This is a genomic window from Sphingobium phenoxybenzoativorans (genome assembly GCF_001757355.1).
Classification (GTDB): domain Bacteria; phylum Pseudomonadota; class Alphaproteobacteria; order Sphingomonadales; family Sphingomonadaceae; genus Sphingobium; species Sphingobium phenoxybenzoativorans.
The window spans coordinates 1-16,453 of record NZ_MINO01000028.1; the positions used below are offsets into that span (position 1 = coordinate 1).

At 63.2% G+C, this 16,453-nt stretch carries 20 protein-coding genes and 1 tRNA gene; 7 read left to right on the forward strand and 14 right to left on the reverse strand.

All coding sequences use genetic code 11. From position 1 onward, the window contains the following. A partial coding sequence (locus tag BHQ40_RS13780; protein WP_139139305.1) for a beta strand repeat-containing protein occupies positions 1 to 1,827 on the forward strand: 1,827 nt, incomplete at its 5' end. 163 nt (positions 1,828 to 1,990) lie between these two features. On the opposite strand, the gene BHQ40_RS13785 is transcribed toward BHQ40_RS13780, so the two are convergent. From BHQ40_RS13785 to BHQ40_RS13835, 11 genes are all read right to left on the reverse strand, one after another. Then, positions 1,991 to 2,197, reverse strand: a complete 207-nt coding sequence (locus BHQ40_RS13785) for a cold-shock protein (RefSeq protein WP_070156448.1) — start codon at positions 2,195 to 2,197, stop codon at positions 1,991 to 1,993. A gap of 116 nt (positions 2,198 to 2,313) precedes the next feature. Continuing rightward, positions 2,314 to 2,547, reverse strand: a complete 234-nt coding sequence (locus BHQ40_RS13790; RefSeq protein ID WP_070156449.1) for a hypothetical protein — start codon at positions 2,545 to 2,547, stop codon at positions 2,314 to 2,316. Next, complete coding sequence (locus tag BHQ40_RS13795) at positions 2,544 to 2,762, reverse strand: hypothetical protein (RefSeq protein WP_070156450.1); 219 nt, start codon at positions 2,760 to 2,762, stop codon at positions 2,544 to 2,546. The genes BHQ40_RS13790 and BHQ40_RS13795 overlap by 4 nt, the downstream gene beginning before the upstream one ends. Positions 2,763 to 2,930: 168 nt before the next feature. After that, positions 2,931 to 3,698 carry a TSUP family transporter gene (locus BHQ40_RS13800; protein ID WP_253183358.1) on the reverse strand — a complete coding sequence of 256 codons (768 nt, stop codon included), beginning with the start codon at positions 3,696 to 3,698 and terminating at the stop codon, positions 2,931 to 2,933. A gap of 343 nt (positions 3,699 to 4,041) precedes the next feature. Beyond that, positions 4,042 to 4,365 carry a hypothetical protein gene (locus BHQ40_RS13805; protein WP_139139306.1) on the reverse strand — a complete coding sequence of 108 codons (324 nt, stop codon included), beginning with the start codon at positions 4,363 to 4,365 and terminating at the stop codon, positions 4,042 to 4,044. Then, entirely contained in the window at positions 4,325 to 5,656 is a 1,332-nt protein-coding gene (locus tag BHQ40_RS13810; RefSeq protein ID WP_216094888.1) for an MFS transporter, read from the reverse strand. The genes BHQ40_RS13805 and BHQ40_RS13810 overlap by 41 nt, the downstream gene beginning before the upstream one ends. After that, positions 5,653 to 6,465, reverse strand: a complete 813-nt coding sequence (locus BHQ40_RS13815) for a TrmH family RNA methyltransferase (protein WP_070156453.1) — start codon at positions 6,463 to 6,465, stop codon at positions 5,653 to 5,655. Before BHQ40_RS13815 ends, BHQ40_RS13810 begins: the two co-directional genes overlap by 4 nt. Before the next feature lie 30 nt (positions 6,466 to 6,495). Next, entirely contained in the window at positions 6,496 to 6,768 is a 273-nt protein-coding gene (locus BHQ40_RS13820; protein WP_070156454.1) for an HPr family phosphocarrier protein, read from the reverse strand. After that, a complete protein-coding gene (locus BHQ40_RS13825; RefSeq protein ID WP_070156455.1) occupies positions 6,765 to 7,169 on the reverse strand; it encodes a PTS sugar transporter subunit IIA in 405 nt (134 codons plus the stop codon). Before BHQ40_RS13825 ends, BHQ40_RS13820 begins: the two co-directional genes overlap by 4 nt. Before the next feature lie 25 nt (positions 7,170 to 7,194). After that, positions 7,195 to 8,124: an RNase adapter RapZ gene (gene rapZ, locus BHQ40_RS13830; RefSeq protein ID WP_070156456.1), complete on the reverse strand. Its 930-nt coding sequence runs from the start codon at positions 8,122 to 8,124 to the stop codon at positions 7,195 to 7,197. After that, positions 8,121 to 8,576, reverse strand: a complete 456-nt coding sequence (locus BHQ40_RS13835) for an HPr kinase/phosphorylase (RefSeq protein WP_070156457.1) — start codon at positions 8,574 to 8,576, stop codon at positions 8,121 to 8,123. The genes rapZ and BHQ40_RS13835 overlap by 4 nt, the downstream gene beginning before the upstream one ends. A gap of 136 nt (positions 8,577 to 8,712) precedes the next feature. On the opposite strand from BHQ40_RS13835, the gene gatB reads away from it, so the two are divergent. Continuing rightward, positions 8,713 to 10,215 carry an Asp-tRNA(Asn)/Glu-tRNA(Gln) amidotransferase subunit GatB gene (gene gatB, locus BHQ40_RS13840; RefSeq protein WP_070156458.1) on the forward strand — a complete coding sequence of 501 codons (1,503 nt, stop codon included), beginning with the start codon at positions 8,713 to 8,715 and terminating at the stop codon, positions 10,213 to 10,215. A 134-nt stretch (positions 10,216 to 10,349) separates the two neighbouring features. Here the strand turns inward: gatB and BHQ40_RS13845 are convergent, their stop codons facing one another. The 3 genes from BHQ40_RS13845 to BHQ40_RS13855 all read right to left on the reverse strand — a co-directional run bounded on the left by BHQ40_RS13845 (position 10,350) and on the right by BHQ40_RS13855 (position 11,180). Further along, positions 10,350 to 10,667 carry a hypothetical protein gene (locus tag BHQ40_RS13845; protein ID WP_083276928.1) on the reverse strand — a complete coding sequence of 106 codons (318 nt, stop codon included), beginning with the start codon at positions 10,665 to 10,667 and terminating at the stop codon, positions 10,350 to 10,352. 30 nt (positions 10,668 to 10,697) lie between these two features. Next, a complete protein-coding gene (locus tag BHQ40_RS13850; protein ID WP_070156460.1) occupies positions 10,698 to 10,883 on the reverse strand; it encodes a hypothetical protein in 186 nt (61 codons plus the stop codon). An 84-nt stretch (positions 10,884 to 10,967) separates the two neighbouring features. Continuing rightward, positions 10,968 to 11,180, reverse strand: a complete 213-nt coding sequence (locus BHQ40_RS13855) for a hypothetical protein (protein WP_070156461.1) — start codon at positions 11,178 to 11,180, stop codon at positions 10,968 to 10,970. A 126-nt stretch (positions 11,181 to 11,306) separates the two neighbouring features. On the opposite strand from BHQ40_RS13855, the gene BHQ40_RS13860 reads away from it, so the two are divergent. The 5 genes from BHQ40_RS13860 to clpX all read left to right on the forward strand — a co-directional run bounded on the left by BHQ40_RS13860 (position 11,307) and on the right by clpX (position 16,220). Next, positions 11,307 to 11,391: transfer RNA gene (locus BHQ40_RS13860), tRNA-Leu, on the forward strand. A gap of 74 nt (positions 11,392 to 11,465) precedes the next feature. Continuing rightward, positions 11,466 to 13,064: a trigger factor gene (gene tig / locus BHQ40_RS13865; RefSeq protein ID WP_070156462.1), complete on the forward strand. Its 1,599-nt coding sequence runs from the start codon at positions 11,466 to 11,468 to the stop codon at positions 13,062 to 13,064. 24 nt (positions 13,065 to 13,088) lie between these two features. Further along, a complete protein-coding gene (locus tag BHQ40_RS13870; RefSeq protein ID WP_070156463.1) occupies positions 13,089 to 14,087 on the forward strand; it encodes a glycosyltransferase family 2 protein in 999 nt (332 codons plus the stop codon). 108 nt (positions 14,088 to 14,195) lie between these two features. Beyond that, complete coding sequence (gene clpP, locus BHQ40_RS13875) at positions 14,196 to 14,819, forward strand: ATP-dependent Clp endopeptidase proteolytic subunit ClpP (RefSeq protein ID WP_070156497.1); 624 nt, start codon at positions 14,196 to 14,198, stop codon at positions 14,817 to 14,819. A gap of 135 nt (positions 14,820 to 14,954) precedes the next feature. Next, on the forward strand, positions 14,955 to 16,220 hold the full coding sequence (gene clpX, locus BHQ40_RS13880; protein ID WP_070156464.1) for an ATP-dependent Clp protease ATP-binding subunit ClpX: 1,266 nt from the start codon (positions 14,955 to 14,957) through the stop codon (positions 16,218 to 16,220). Positions 16,221 to 16,453: the final 233 nt, after the last annotated feature.

The following is a 16,453-nucleotide window of genomic DNA, read 5'->3' on the forward strand; positions in this document are numbered from 1 at the left end:
GGCACGGCGGCCAATGAGAGCTTCTATGGCGGCAATGGCGACGATGCGATCGACGGTGGCGCAGGGGCCGACTTCCTCTATGGCGAGGGCGGCAATGATACGCTGACGGGCGGAGCGGGCGCGGATACGCTGGATGGCGGCGCGGGCACGGACACGGCCAGCTATCTCAATTCCTCGTCCGGCGTCATGGCCTATCTGAACGGCGTGACGGGATCGGGCGGCGACGCGCAGGGCGACAGCCTGACCGCGATCGAGAATCTCGTCGGTTCCGGCTTTGCTGATACGCTGACCGGCGATGGCGGGGCGAACAGCCTGGACGGCGGGCTGGGCAATGATATTCTTGTCGGCGGCGCTGGCGGCGACGTGCTGATCGGCGGATCGGGCACGGACATTGCGAGCTATGCGAACGCCGCGAGCGGCCTGACCGCCAGCCTCGCCAACGCCGCGGGCAATACAGGCGATGCGGCGGGCGACAGCTATAGCAGCATAGAGGGCCTGATCGGCTCCGCCTTCGCCGACATTCTGACAGGCGATAGCGGCGCGAACAGCATCGATGGCGGCAATGGCGACGATACGCTGATCGGCGGCGGCGGCGCGGATGCGCTGAATGGCGGATCGGGCGTGGACACGGCCGACTATTCCGCCTCCGCATCCGGTGTGACCGTCTATATGGATGGCACGGTGGGCGTGGGCGGCGATGCGGCGGGCGATACGCTTTCCAGCATAGAGGTCGTCATCGGTTCGGCCTCCGCCGACACGCTGATCGGCGACAGCGGCGCGAATACGCTGAACGGCGGCAATGGCGACGACACGTTGATCGGCGGCGCGGGCGCTGACACGCTGCAGGGCGGCGCGGGCTTTGACACGGCGAGCTATACGACGGCCGCGTCGGGCGTGACCGCCAATCTGTCGAACAGCCTCGCCAATAGCGGCGATGCGTCGGGCGACAGCTATAACAGCATCGAGCATCTTCTCGGCTCGGCCTTCGCCGACATATTGACCGGCGATGGCGGCGCGAACACGCTGAACGGCGGCAATGGCGACGATGTGCTGACGGGCGGCGCGGGCGCTGACTCGCTGATCGGTGGCAACGGCACGGACACCGCAAGCTACAGCAATGCCGGTTCGGCGGTCGTCGCGAACCTGGCCAACAGCGCGGCGAACACCGCCGATGCGGCAGGCGACACCTATAATGGCGTCGAGAACCTGCTGGGCACCGATTATGCCGATACGCTGACAGGCGACAGCGGCGCAAACCGGCTGGACGGCGGCAATGGCGACGACATCCTGCGCGGCGGGGCGGGGGCGGATACGCTGGTGGGCGGATCGGGCATCGACACGGCCGACTATTCCGGCTCCGGCGCGATCAACCTGAACCTGTCAACGGCGACGGGCACTGGCACGGGCGGCGATGCGCAGGGCGATACGCTGAGCGGTATCGAACATATCTTGGGCAGCGGCAACAATGACAGCTTCACGCTCAATCTTTCGGCGGGCTGGTCAGTCGATGGCGGCGCGGGGCAGGATACGGTGACGATGGCGGCGAACAGCGGCACGGTGAATCAGGCCGCGCTGCTGGGCGTGTTGAGCAATGTCGAGAGGATCGATTTCACCGCCAGCAATGTGACGGCGAACCTGACCGTGGACTCCAGCTTCATCCAGTCGATCGTCGGGGCGGGCAACAGTTCGCATCTGACGCTGGCGAAGGATGGGGCGGACACAATCACGATCGATCCGGCGGCGCATTATTCAGTGTCTGGCTCCGACTACACCTTCTACAGCGATGCGGGCATGACGACGCAGGTGGCGCAGCTTACGATCGCATAGGGCTTCAATCCGGGTGCTTGCCGCCTTTGGGGTGAGGCGCGATTGGTGCGTTATCTCCATAGCGAAGCGGAACACGGGAAGCAGTAGCTGATGCTCTCCCGGCAAAGATGGCTGCTCCGGGGCGCCGGCAGCGGAAAGCTGCGGCGCCCCGGTCAACGGACCGTCAGGCCGGCTGGATATTGACCGCAGCCTGCTTGCCGCGCTTGTCGGGTTCAAGGTCATAGGACACGCGCTGATCATTGGTCAGCGTACGCAGACCGGCCTTCTCGACCGCCGTGATATGGACGAAGGCATCTGCGCCGCCATCTTCCGGCGCGATAAAGCCATAGCCCTTGTCGGCGTTGAAAAACTTAACTGTGCCAATCGGCATGGGTATTTCCTTTGGTGGACCGCAGTCTGCCCGCGGGGCGGAGATCTGCGCTGATACAGGGCCGGATTTCGATAATGCACGCGCGCCGTCCGGCCCTCGCCAGTGCGCGTGAATGCCTATTTTGCAGGGAGCGGCGGCCGGGCCATGTAGAGACCAGAGCGGACCACACGGCCTTCCAGCACCTTGCCGCTCATCCGCCGGCGGAGGTCTGCTGCGCCATCGCTGGTGCGCAGCACGACGCGCGTGCCGCCCGATGGCAGCGGTTCAATGGCCGAAATATCGATGCTGTGTTTGGCGCACATCGCCTCGACCGACTGGATTGGCGCATCCAGGTTGATTGCGCGGCTCAAGCGATTGCCGCCTTTGGCGCGCCGAAACGGCCGGGATCGAAACTTTTCGAACCATCATTCTGCGGGGTCCGATAGGAAAGCCGGTGCTGGTCGATCCGGCGGGCATAGGCCCTGGCAAGCGTGTCATGGGCCGCCTTCGCCGATGCGTTTGTCGTTTCCCTCGCAAGAAGGATTTCCACCTGTTCACGGTGGAGGAGATAATTGAGGTCTTCCATGAGAAGCGCTCCTGATAGCAAGCGGGAGCGCGATTAGTCTCTCTGTCACGGCGAACGCTTGCGGGCGATTTTCGCGCGATGGGCGTGGGATAGCACAGGGTGGGCGGTTTGTCGCCGTTTTTAACGCGCAATAGGTGTAGAAAACGCGATAAGGCCCCGCTCTCAGGGCTAGAAATGCAGCATCATGCGGAGCGGGTTGGCGGGGTCGGACAGCAGCTTGACCGTCAGGGCGAGCGACATCACCACCAGCACCGGACGCACGCCCTTGCCGCCGAAGCGCATGGCGGTGTGTGCGCCGGCCTGATTGCCCAATATGCTGGCGAGCGCCATCGGCAATCCGATGATCCAGACCACCTTGCCTCCTGCTATCATGACGAGAAGGCTCATCATGTTGGTGCAGAAGTTCAGGAATTTGGTGTGGGCGATCGCCCGGACGAGGCCCAGGCCGCCCAGCGCCACCAGCGCGGTGGTGAAGAAGGAGCCGGTGCCGGGACCGAAAAAGCCGTCATAAAAGCCGATCGTCGCGACGATGGCGAACAGCCCCGCCATGCCGACGCGGCTGTGGCGATCCACATCGCTCATGTCCGGCGCGGCGAGGAAATAGATCGCCATCGCGATCAGCAGGACGGGGATGAAGCCCGCCAGAAACCCTGAATCGATCAGTTGCAGGACATAGGAACCGGCCCCCGCGCCGATCATCGCGCCAATGGCGGGCCAGCGGAACCGTTGAAAATCAATATGCCCCTTGCGCGCAAAGGCGAGGAAGGCGGAACCTGTGCCGAACGTGCCCTGAAGCTTGTTGGTGGCGATCGCCGAGACCGGAGAGACGCCTGCGGCCATCAATGCCGGGATGGTCAGCAGTCCGCCGCCGCCCGCAAGCGCGTCGATGAAACCAGCGATAAAGGCCACGCCGGCCAGCAGTGCGATGATGTCCAATCCACAGTCCATAAGCCCCCCTAGAGCGGGTTTCCCCCGGGTCGAAGCAAAACCCGTTCTGATATTGCTTTTTCCGCAATATCCGGGCCGTCAGGCGATCCTGTCCGGCTGGAAATCCGATCCGCCCTGTGATTGCCCGGATGGGGAAAGCCGTTGGAAAATAAGGCGCGAAAAAACCCCAACAAAGGCGAGGGTGTTCGGTATTTTGCGCAATTTGCCGGTCTGATTAGTTCAAGTATTTCAATGGATTGCGCAGGCCGCGCAAAAATAGGATTTGTTGGAACCTTCGCCTTTGTTGGACTTTTGAAGGATGCGTTGAAGCGCGCCTTGGGGCGTCTCTGGCTCAGTCGCCCGCCATGCCCTCGAACGGCACGCCCAGCTCAAAAAGGTAGATGGACGAGTGCCCATCCTTCTTTCCCTCCTTTATCAGCGCATGGATCATGGCGTCGGTATTGCCGCTGACGGCGACCGCCTTGTTGGCGAGGGGAAGGGTGTCGCTATGGCCGGGCGCCATGTTCACTGTGCGGCCAACCGATCCCGGCGCCCATTCCGCCAGCGCCATGAAGGATATGCCATGTTCAGCGCAGCGGCGGCTGAGGCTCAAAAGGGCCGGGGCGATTTCCCGGTCATAAAAGGCTTCCCGCTCCTGCGGCGTCATGCTGTTCAACCCCCGTTTCCCGTTCCCGCGCGACCTTAGGTCCGCCGGGCCTCCACAATGCGGCCAGGCTGATGACCGCCGCGACCGACATATACAGCCCGACGAAACTGCCCAGTTTCAACGTCACAAGCTGCTGCGCCACGATAGGCGCGAGCGCGCCGCCGATGATGCCGCCCAGATTGAAGGCGAATGATGCGCCTGTATAGCGCAATTGCGTTGGGAAAAGCGCGGGCAGGAAAGCGCCGAGCGGGCCATAGACCAGTCCCATCAGGAACAGCGCCAGCGCGAGGATCAGGAAGATCGCAAGCAGCGATCCGCTGCCCATCGCCAGCCCGAAGATCGCCCCCATCGGGACCGTGCCGAGACATCCGGCGATCAGCACGCCGCGCGGCGTGAAGATGTCCGACCACCATCCCGACAGGATGATCCCCACCGCCATGAACAGGATCGCGCCAAGCTGGACGCCCAGAAAGACTTCACGGTCGATCTTCAGCGTTGCGGTGCCATATCCCAACGCAAAGGCCGTCGCGATGTAGAAGATGGCGAAGCAGGCGACCACGGCGAAGGTGCCGGCAATGGCGGGCCGAAGATGATCGCGCAGCAGGTCGGCGAGGGGCAGATGCGAGGGAGGTGCCTCCGCCATCGCCGCGGAAAATTCCGGCGTTTCCGTCAGTTTGAGCCGGATCCACAGACCAAGGCCAACCAGGATCGCGCTGGCAAGAAACGGCAGGCGCCATCCCCAGCTTATAAATTGCTCCTCCGTCAGCATCGCGCCGAGCAGCAGGAACATGCCGTTCGCGGCGATGAAGCCGACGGGCGCGCCCAGTTGCGGGAACATGCCAAACCGGCCGCGCCAGCCCGGCGGCGCATTCTCCACCGCGAGCAGCGCTGCGCCGCCCCATTCCCCGCCGAGGCCGAAACCCTGTCCGAAGCGCAGAAGGCACAGGATGAGCGGCGCCCACCAGCCGATCGACTGGTATGTCGGCAGGAAGGCGATGGCGAGGGTCGATCCGCCCATCAGCATCAGGGAGGCGACCAGCGTGGATTTGCGGCCGATGCGATCGCCATAATGGCCGAACACCGCAGCGCCCAGGGGCCGGGCGAAGAAGGCGAGGGCGAGGCTGGCATAGGAAAATAGGAGCTGGGTCGAAGGCGGCGCGGCGGCGAAGAAAAGCGGCCCGAACACAAGGCTGGCGGCCGTGGCGTAAATATAGAAATCGTAAAATTCGACCGAGGTGCCGGTCAGGCTGGCGATCAGCACCCGCTTGTTCCGCAGCATCGCGCCCATGCCGTCGCTCATTGGCCCGGTCCCTTCCGGCTCTGGTTCTGGTTCAATATCTCATAGGCCATCACGGCCGTCGCCACCGCCACGTTCAAACTGTCCGCCTTGCCCAGCATCGGCATTTTGACGAGCAGGTCGCATTCCGCTTCATAGGTTTCCGGCAGGCCCTGCGCCTCATTGCCGACCAGCAGGAAGGTTGGGGCGGCGTAGTCAGCATCCCGGTAATGGGAGGCCGTGTTAAGGCTGGTGCCGACAAGCTGTCCCGGCCCCTGCCGCAGCCAGGCGAGGAAATCCTCCCAGCGCGCGGTCGAGATCGTCTGGGTGAACAGCGCGCCCATGCTGGCCCGCACCGCCTCCACGGAAAAGGGGTCGACGCAATCGTCGACAAGGATCAGGCCGCCAGCGCCCACGGCGTCGCCGGTGCGCAGGATGGTGCCCAGATTGCCGGGATCGCGCAGCGACTGCGCAACGATCCAGATGTCCGCGCTGCTCCGGTCGAGCGCCTCCAGAGGCGTCAGCCGGTCGCGATAGACGCCGACCAGCGCCTGCGGATTATCCTTGCCGGAAATCTTGGACAATATGTCGGCCGTGGTTTCGATGACGTCGCCGCCCGCCGCCTCCATCGCCGCGATCAGCTCAAGCGCCAGCGGGTGCGGCGATCCGGCGTGGAACAGCATTTCCGGGAGCACGCCTTCCTCGCGCGCTTCGGTCAGGATGCGCAGCCCCTCGGCCAGGAACAGTCCCTCGCGCTTGCGATGCTTCTTTTCCCGGAGAGAACGGACGCGCTTGACCAGCGGATTGGAGAAGCCGGTAATTTCGCGTGACACTGATCGGCCTTCCAGAATGGCGGGCGGGGATTATTCTTCCCCGAACTTGTCCTCGACCAATGTGACCAGCTTTCCAAGCGATTCTTCGGCATCCGGGCCTGTCGCCATGATCGTGATGCTGTCGCCCATGGCGGCGCCCAGCATCATCAGGCCCATGATGGAGGTGCCGGTCACTTCCGATCCGTCCTTGGCGACGACGATTTGCGACGGCAGGCCGCTCGCCAGCGTGACGAACTTGGCGCTTGCCCGTGCGTGAAGCCCACGCTTGTTACTGATCAAAACCTCCCGGCGGAGATCGGTCATGGAGTGTTACCCAGCAGTTCCGATGCGACGCTGATATATTTCTGCCCTGCTTCGCGCGCCGCTGCAACCGCCTTGCGCACATCCATCGCCTTGCGGGCGCTTTCCAGGCGAATGAGCATGGGCAGATTGATGCCGGCGATCACCTCTATCTCACCGGTCTTGAGCAGGGAGATGGCCAGGTTGGAGGGCGTGCCGCCGAACAGATCGGTCAGCAGGATGACGCCGGAGCCGTCATTCACCTTGTCCACGGCGGCGGCGATGTCCGCCCGGCGCAGCTCCATATCGTCATCGGGACCGATGCAGATGGTCTCGATCGCCTGTTGAGGGCCGACCACATGCTCCATCGCGACAACGAACTCCGCCGCCAGCCGCCCATGCGTAACAAGAACCAGCCCGATCATGGGAGAATATGCCCTATATGCTGCGTCATAGCTTTGGTTCCGGACCCCCTGCGCGGCGCTTCTCCAGGGCGTCCTGGGGCGCTGATTCCATGTTGCGGTGCGAGACCGTGGGCGAAAATCCTTCCCGGCGCAAGGCTGCCGCCACCCGTTCCGCGACATGCACCGACCGATGTCTCCCGCCGGTACACCCGAATGCCACGGTTACATAGGCCTTTCCCTCTCCCGCATATCGGGGGAGGAGGGTGAGCAGCAGTTGCTCGATCTGTCCGACGGCCGCCTCATAGGCGGGGTCGCCCGCGATGTAGGCGGCGACGTCCGGGTCGCGCCCGGTTTTCGGCCGCAGATCGGGCACCCAATGCGGATTGCGCAGGAAGCGCATGTCGAACACCAGGTCCGCATTGCGCGGCAATCCGCGGGAAAAGCCGAAGGAAATGACGGTCAGCACAGGCTCCGACAGCTTGTCGAGGCTGAAGCGCGCGCGGATTTCCTGTTGCAGGCCATTGCTGTTGAATGTCGTCGTGTCGATGACATGGGTGGCCCAGCGGCGAAGCGGCTCGGTCAGTTCGCGGTCCCGCGCAATGCCGTCGGTGGCCGGACGGTCCACGGCAAGCGGATGGCGGCGGCGGGTTTCGGAAAAGCGCCGCTCCAGCTCCGACCCCGAACAGTCGAGAAATAATGTCTCGACGTCCAGTCCGTGATCCTCCCGCAAAGTCTTGATGCGGCGCACAATGGCGGCGGCGTCGAAGCCGCGGGTGCGGGCGTCGATTCCAAGAGCAAGGGGCCGCTCCTGCGCGTCCTTTGGCAAGGGCATGTCGAGCAGGCGGTCGAGCAGCAGGAGGGGCAGATTGTCGGCGACTTCCCACCCGATATCCTCCAGCGTCTTGAGCGCGGTCGTCTTGCCCGCGCCCGACAGGCCCGACACCAGCAGGATCGTCTTGCGCGGCTGATCGGTCATCGCCCGGCGAGGTCCAGTCCGAAGGCGCGCAGGGCATATTCCACCTTGATGGGGGCCGAAGGCTCATGAGGCGCGATTTTCATGACCGGCACGTCTACGCCCGCAATCCGGCGGGTCAATGGCTTCTCCGGCATGCGGTCGACAATATCGAAAAGGTCGACGATCAGGGCGACCGGCATGCTGGCCAGATGCGGCACATCGACGATGCCGATGCCGCGAATCTCCATCTTGCCCGCGATGGTCTGGGGCGGGGAGGCCGCCACATGCGCCGACGCCCCCCGGCCGATCCGTGTCGCCAGGGTATAATCGTCGCTGACGAGGGCAGCGCCGCGATCGATGAGGCGCAGGGCGAGGTCCGACTTGCCGCTCCCGCTGACGCCGCACAGCATGACGGCCCGCCCGGCTATGGCCACGGTGGTTGCGTGAAGCGTCTCGGATGAAAGCGTCGCCACAGGGCAGTCTCCAGGCGATATGCTCTAGACCGCCTTGCGGTCCAAGGGAATCCGGCAAATGCGGTAAGCGGCAGACCTTCGTCCTATCCCTGGACTCGTCTTGCCTGCCGCGCCTTTCCCGCCTATCGGCTCTGGCATGACGGAAACAGCATATCGTATCCAGGGCGCCACGGGTGATTGGGAGGTCGTGATCGGCCTGGAGGTCCATGCCCAGGTCACATCGCAGGCCAAGCTTTTTTCGGGCGCGTCGACCGCATTTGGCGCGGAACCCAACAGCCAGGTCAGCCTGGTGGACGCGGCCATGCCCGGCATGCTGCCCGTTCCCAATCGCGAATGCATCCGCCAGGCGGTGCGCACCGGCATGGCGATCGACGCGCAGATCAACAAATATTCGCGGTTCGACCGGAAGAACTACTTCTACGCCGATCTTCCGCAGGGCTACCAGATCAGCCAGCTCTACCATCCGATCGTCGGCGAAGGCGCGATCGAGGTGACGCTGGACGAGAAGGACCCGGCCAGCGCGACCAAGCGAATCGGCATCGAGCGCATCCATGTCGAGCAGGACGCCGGCAAGCTGATGCATGACCAGCATCCGACGCGCAGCTATGTCGATCTCAACCGGTCCGGCGTGGCGCTGATGGAGATCGTCAGCCGCCCCGACATGCGTTCGCCCGCCGAGGCGGGGGCCTATCTGCGCAAGCTCCGCACCATCCTGCGCTATGTGGGGTCGTGCGACGGCAATATGGAGGAAGGCTCCATGCGCGCCGACGTCAATGTCTCGGTCCGCAGGCCGGGCGAGGCATTCGGCACCCGGACGGAAACGAAGAACGTCAATTCCGTGCGCTTCGTGATGGCTGTGGTCGAGCATGAGGCGAACCGGCAGGTGGATGTGCTGGAGGGTGGCGGAAAGATCGTCCAGGAAACCCGGCTCTACGACCCCGACCGGAACGAGACACGCTCAATGCGGTCGAAGGAAGATGCGCACGATTATCGCTATTTCCCGGACCCGGACCTGCTGCCGCTGGAACTGGACGATGCGTTTCTTGAGGAATGCCGCGCCTCTCTGCCGGAACTGCCGGACGCCAAGCGCGCGCGTTATGAGCAGGCGCTGGGTCTTTCCGCCTATAATGCCGCAGTTCTGACCGCCGAGGCGGAGACGGCGCGCTGGTTCGAGATGTTGCTGGCCGAAAGCGCGCGCGTCCAGAAGAAGGGCGAGGGAGAGGTCGCGAAGGCGGCTGCCAACTGGCTGCTCTCCGAACTGTTCGGGGCGCTGAACCGTCTGGGCAAGGATCTGGACACCAGTCCCGTCAGCCCGGAACAGGGCGCTGAGCTGCTTGCCTTGGTCGCCGATGGCACCCTGTCCGGCACGCTGGCCAAGCAGGTGTTCGAGATCATGCTGGAAACGGGCGATGCGCCGGGCAAGATCGTCGAGGAAAAGGGCCTGAAGCAGACCAGCGATACGGGCGCCATCGAGGAAGCGGCGGCGAAGGTCATTGCCGACAACGCCGACAAGGTGGAGCAGTATAAGGCCGGTAAGGAAGCGCTGTTCGGCTTCTTCGTCGGCCAGACGATGAAGGCGATGGGCGGCAAGGCCAACCCCAAGGTCGTCAACGAGATATTGAAGAAGGCGCTGGGCTAGGCCGAGCGGACTCTAAAACGCTAGACGTGGCGCGTGCTCCTGCGCAGGCAGGAGCCCAGTCCCACGCTCTGAACTGGGCTCCTGCCTGCGCAGGAGCACGCTGACGCCGGGCATTGAACCGCTGCCGGAATCACTCAATAGTCATAGTCATTGTCACGGCGCTGGCGGCGGATGTCGCGGCTGGCCTCGTCCTGCCTCGCCGCGATCCTTGCCCGCTCGTTGCGGCTGAGGCCGTAGCCGTCGCGGCGGTCATGCCGGGCCTGCCGCGCTATCTTGCGCTGCTGCTTGGTCAGCTTGCGATATTCCTTCCCGGTAATATCGCCATTCTGATAGCCGCGCTCGATCCGCTCCTGCTGCCGCCATTGCCGTTCGCGGATATTCTGGGCGTTGGCGGCGGGCGTTATGGCGGTGACGGCGAAAATCGCGGTCGCGGCAAAAAGCATGCATTTCATGGCTTTTCTCCTGAACATAATTTGTGATCTTCAATCGGGCGGCGGAATCTCATCCGGTCCGCGTCCCGGCTCATCTATGTCGGGCGATGGCCCGTCCGGCGGAATTTCGGGCGGTTCCCGGTAGGGGGTTTCCTCCGGCCGCTCGATCGGCGGCGTTTCCGGCGGCGATTGCGGCTCTATCGTGTCCGGCGGCGGCACTTCGGGTTGGGTGGCCATAGGCTCACCTCCTTTTTGTAAATCTATTCCCCCGATCCTACGCCTCCGGAGCGGGGACGTTCCACGCCCGGCCTTATTTCGCAGTCAGGCGAACAGTTCGCGATCCTTGTCATCCTGATGGACGACCGGGACGGGCAATTGCTTCGTGCCCTTCGGATTGCGATCCTTCTGGTCGGAGCGGGCCGACAAGCCCAGAACCATGGTCCACCAGCCTTGCGCCATGATGAGCGGCAAGGTCCAGAACGCCAGGACAGGATTGATCGCGGCCAGTCCGACCGGCTTGATATTATCTTGCATGAACGCCTCCTGTGATGCCGGATATACGGCTGACCGGGGGGAGGGTTCCTGAAAGCGGGAGCAGATCGACGGATTATGTTGCCTTTTGGCCATCATGCCCTTAGGACGCGCCGACCGGCGACCGATGCGGGCGTGGCGAAACTGGTAGACGCGCCAGATTTAGGTTCTGGTATCGCAAGATGTGGGGGTTCGAGTCCCTTCGCCCGCACCAGTGGCGTCAGCCCTGAATCGGCCCAGAAACGGGAAGCCAGCGGAATTCAGCTTAGAGAGCGTTTGAGAGATAAGATGCAGACTGTCGAGACGTTGAATGAGGGCCTGAAGCGCGCCTACACCCTGACGATCACCGCCAAGGATCTCGACGCGCGCGTCGAGAAGGAAGTGGCCACCATCGCGCCGCAGGTGAAGATGCCCGGCTTCCGCCCCGGCAAGGTTCCGGCCAACCTCGTCAAGAAGATGCACGGTGAATCGCTGCAGCGCGACGCGCTGAACAGCTCGATCCAGGAAGGCGTGCAGAGCCTGATCGCCGAGAAGAAGCTGCGTCCCGCGATGCAGCCCTCGGTCGAGCTGGACGAAGGTTTCGAGTTCGGCAAGGACGCCGAGATCAAGGTCGCCCTGGAAGTGCTGCCCGAAATCGCGGCGCCCAGCATCGAGGGCCTGAAGCTTGAGCGCCTGACCGCGGAAGTCGGCGACGCCGCGATCGACGAGGCCGCCGAGCGCATCGCCAAGCAGCAGGGCGCGTTCGACGCGCTGCCCGCCAGCCATAAGGCCAAGACCGGCGACACGGTGGTCATCGATTTCGTCGGCAAGGTCGACGATGTGGCGTTCGACGGCGGCACCGGCGAGGGCATGAAGGTCGAGATCGGCTCTGGCAGCCTGATCCCCGGCTTCGAGGACCAACTGGTCGGCGTCAAGACCGGCGACGAGAAGGTCATCAACGTGACCTTCCCCGAAGATTATAATGCCGAGAATCTGAAGGGCAAAGCCGCGACCTTTGACATCAAGGTCACCTCGATCCTCGATTCGTCCAAGCCCAAGGTTGATGAGGACTTCGCCAAGTCGCTGGGCCTTGAGGGTCTCGACAAGCTGAAGGAGCTGCTCAAGGGGCAGATCGAGCAGGAGCATAACGGCCTCACCCGCACCTATATGAAGCGCAAGCTGCTGGATCAGCTCGCCGCTTCGCACGACTTCGACGTGCCGCCGAGCATGGTTGAGGCCGAGTTCGGCCAGATCTGGGCGCAGCTTGAGCATGAAGCCTCGCATGAGGAAGACCCTGCCGCCGCCCTGGCCGAGATGGAGAAGGAAAAGGACGACTATCGCGCCATCGCGGTGCGTCGCGTCCGTCTGGGCCTGCTCCTGTCCGAAATCGGTCAGGCCAATGGCGTCGAGGTCAGCCAGCAGGAAATGAACCGTCTGATCATGCAGGCCGCTCAGCAATATTCGCCGCAGGACCGCGAGCGTTTCGTCCAATATGTCCGCCAGGACCCGATGGCCGCCGCCCAGTTGCGCGCGCCGCTGTACGAGGACAAGGTGGTCGACTTCCTGTTCGAGAAGGCGGAAGTTTCGGATCGCACGGTCAGCCGCGAGGAGCTGGAAGCAGCGATCGAGGCCGAGGATGACGGTTCGCCCAAGCCGCACGTTCATGGCCCCGGCTGCGGTCACGACCATGACCATGACGAAAAGCCCAAGGCGAAGAAGGCTGCAGCCAAGAAGGCCGACAAGGCCGACAAGGCCGAGGCCAGCGACGAAGTAGCCGAAGGCGGCGAGAAGAAGGCTGCGCCCAAGAAGGCCGCCGCGAAGAAGGCCGAAACGGCTGAGGACGCCTCTGCCGCCGAAAAGCCGGCCAAAAAGGCTGCGCCGAAGAAGGCGGCCGCGAAAGCGGAATAACGTCCGGCAGGGCGGGGGCGGAGCATGGAGAGCACACTGCTTCCCCCCGGCCTGCGGATCGCCGTGATCCTGCCCTGCTATAATGAGGCGGGGGCGATCGCGCAGACGGTGCATGCGTTCCGAGCGTCGCTGCCCAGCGCCACGATCTTCGTCTACGACAATAACAGCACCGATGGCAGCCAGGGCGTGGCCGCCGAGGCGGGGGCCGTTGTCCGCCGGGTCCGCCAGCAGGGCAAGGGCCATGTCGTCCGGCGCATGTTCGCCGATGTCGATGCCGACATCTATGTGATGGCGGACGGCGACGCGACCTATGAGGCGGCCGCGGCGCCATCGATGATCGCCGCCATGCTGGCCGATAATTTCGACATGGTTGTCGGCGCGCGCGAGTCGGAGGTGGACGCCGCCTATCGCCGGGGACACCGAATGGGTAATCGGGTGCTGACGGGCCTTTTGCGGCAGCTTTTCGGGCGGAGCTTCACTGATATTCTTTCCGGCTACCGCGTGTTTTCGCGCCGTTTCGTGAAAAGCTTTCCGGTCCTTTCGGTGGGCTTCGAGATCGAGACGGAGATGAGCGTTCATGCGCTGGAACTGGCGATGCCGGTGTCCGAACAGGTGACGGCCTATAGCGCGCGGCCGGAGGGATCGGTCAGCAAGCTCAGCACCTATCGCGACGGCTGGCGGATATTGCGGACGATTGTCCAGCTTTACCGCGTCGAGCGGCCAATCTGGTTTTTCGGCGCGATTGGCAGCGTTTTCGCTCTGGCGGGGACGATCCTTGCCCTGCCGCTGGTCTGGACATGGCTGCAGACCGGCCTGGTCCCCCGCTTTCCGACCGCGATCCTGGTCACGGGCATCATGATCATCGCCGTGCTGAACGGGATGTGCGGATTGATTCTCGATACGGTTGTGCGCGGCCGCCGGGAGGTCCGGCGGCTCGCCTATCTGACATTCCGCGCGCCGGCCGACTTTGAACTGGATCGCCGTTCCGGGGCGCCCGATGACCGTTCCGGGACGGGCGTCTGACTTACGGGCGCGTTGCCCCCTTGAACCGGCCCGCTATTGCGCCGATGTAAGGCAGGGCAAAAGCAAGTCTGAAAGAGCATCATGCACGACCATAATTTCGATTCCCGTATGACCGACCCTCTGTCTGCGCTGGTTCCCATCGTTATCGAGCAGTCGAACCGCGGTGAGCGCAGCTTCGACATCTTCTCGCGCCTGCTGCGCGAGCGCATCATTTTCGTGACCGGACAGGTTGAGGACCATATGGCCTCCCTGATCGTCGCCCAGTTGCTGTTCCTCGAATCGGAAAATCCGAAGAAGGACATCTACATGTATATCAACTCGCCCGGCGGCGTGGTGACGGCCGGCATGGCGATCCATGATACGATGAAATATATCCGGCCGAAAGTCGGCACGGTTTGCATCGGTCAGGCCGCGTCGATGGGCAGCTTCCTGCTGGCGGCGGGCGAGCCGGGCATGCGCGTGGCGCTCTCCAACGCCCGGATCATGATCCATCAGCCCTCCGGCGGCGCGCAGGGCATGGCGTCCGATATCGAGATCCAGGCCAAGGAAATCCTGCGTATCAAGCGCCGGATGAACGACCTGTATGTGAAATATACCGGCCAGACGCTTGAGAAGATTGAAGCGGCGATGGACCGCGACACCTTCCTGGAAGCGGATGAGGCAAAGGCGTTCGGACTGGTGGACGAAGTGTTCGATCAGCGTCCCGCAATGCCCGATACGGCACAGGAATAGGGAAATCTTTACGCCGTTGCATCATTTTCTGCCCTTGTGAAACCGATGCGCCACGGTCTAGGATGACCGTGGACCAAGATGTCCCGTGGCTGAGCGCGGATTTCCGTCCCCGCCACGGGGAGGAAGATTGAAGGAATGACAAAGCTTACCGGCTCCGATTCTAAGAGCACGCTCTACTGCTCGTTCTGCGGCAAGTCGCAGCACGAGGTGCGCAAGCTGATCGCGGGGCCGACCGTATTCATCTGCGACGAATGCGTGGAACTGTGTAACGACATCATCCGCGAGGAGACCAAGGGCGGTCTCGTCGGCAAGAAGGATGGCGGCGTTCCCACGCCGCAGGAGATTTGCGACGTCCTTGACGACTATGTCATCGGCCAGAGCCGCGCCAAGCGCGTCCTGTCCGTGGCGGTCCACAACCATTATAAGCGCCTGAACCACGGGACGAAGGCGGGCGAGGTCGAACTGGCCAAGTCTAACATCCTGCTCGTGGGGCCGACCGGCTGCGGCAAGACGCTGCTGGCGCAGACCCTGGCCAAGACGTTCGACGTGCCCTTCACCATGGCTGATGCGACAACGCTGACCGAAGCCGGCTATGTCGGCGAGGATGTGGAGAACATCATCCTGAAGCTGCTGCAGGCGTCCGACTATAATGTCGAGAAGGCGCAGCGCGGCATCGTCTATATCGACGAGATCGACAAGATCAGCCGCAAGGCGGAGAATCCGTCGATCACGCGCGATGTGTCGGGCGAAGGCGTGCAACAGGCGCTGCTGAAGCTGATGGAGGGCACCACGGCCTCCGTTCCGCCGCAGGGCGGCCGCAAGCATCCGCAGCAGGAATTCCTGCAGGTCGACACGACGAACATCCTGTTCATCTGCGGCGGCGCGTTCGCTGGGCTGGAGAAGATCATCGGCGACCGTCTGGAAGCCAAGTCGATCGGCTTTGGCGCCCATGTGGCGGCTCCCGAGGAGCGCCGGACCGGCGAACTGCTTCGCCAGTCGGAGCCGGAGGATTTGCTGAAATTCGGCCTGATCCCGGAATTTGTCGGCCGTCTGCCGGTCATCGCGACGCTGGAGGACCTGGACGTGACCGCGCTGGTCAAAATCCTGGGCGAACCGAAGAATGCGCTGGTGAAACAGTATCGCAAGCTTTTCGAAATGGAGAGCGTCGATCTGACCTTCACCGACGACGCCCTGGTGGCGATCGCGAAGAAGGCGATCGAGCGCAAGACCGGCGCGCGTGGCCTGCGTTCCATCATGGAATCGATCCTGCTGGACACCATGTTCGATCTGCCGTCCATGCAAGGCGTCGGCGAGGTGGTGATCGACAAGGATGTGGTCGAAGGCCGCAAGGAACCGGTCCGCGTATTCAGCGAACAGCGCAAGGCTGGCGACGCCGCCTGATCCCATGTAAAATTTAATGAAAAGTCAGGCCGGAGTTTTCGCTCCGGCCTTTTTCATGTCTGAGTGCCTACATTTTGTTGCGCATGCGTAATTTCTTTGCTGCGTTGCAAAATTATCGCATCCTTCAAGATTGCGGTAAATCGAAGCGGAATCCCCGTGGACCAGCCGATTTTCGGCATTATCCAAATGTCATTGAGCCGGAAATGCCGGCCGAACCTTGCGGTGCGATCGAT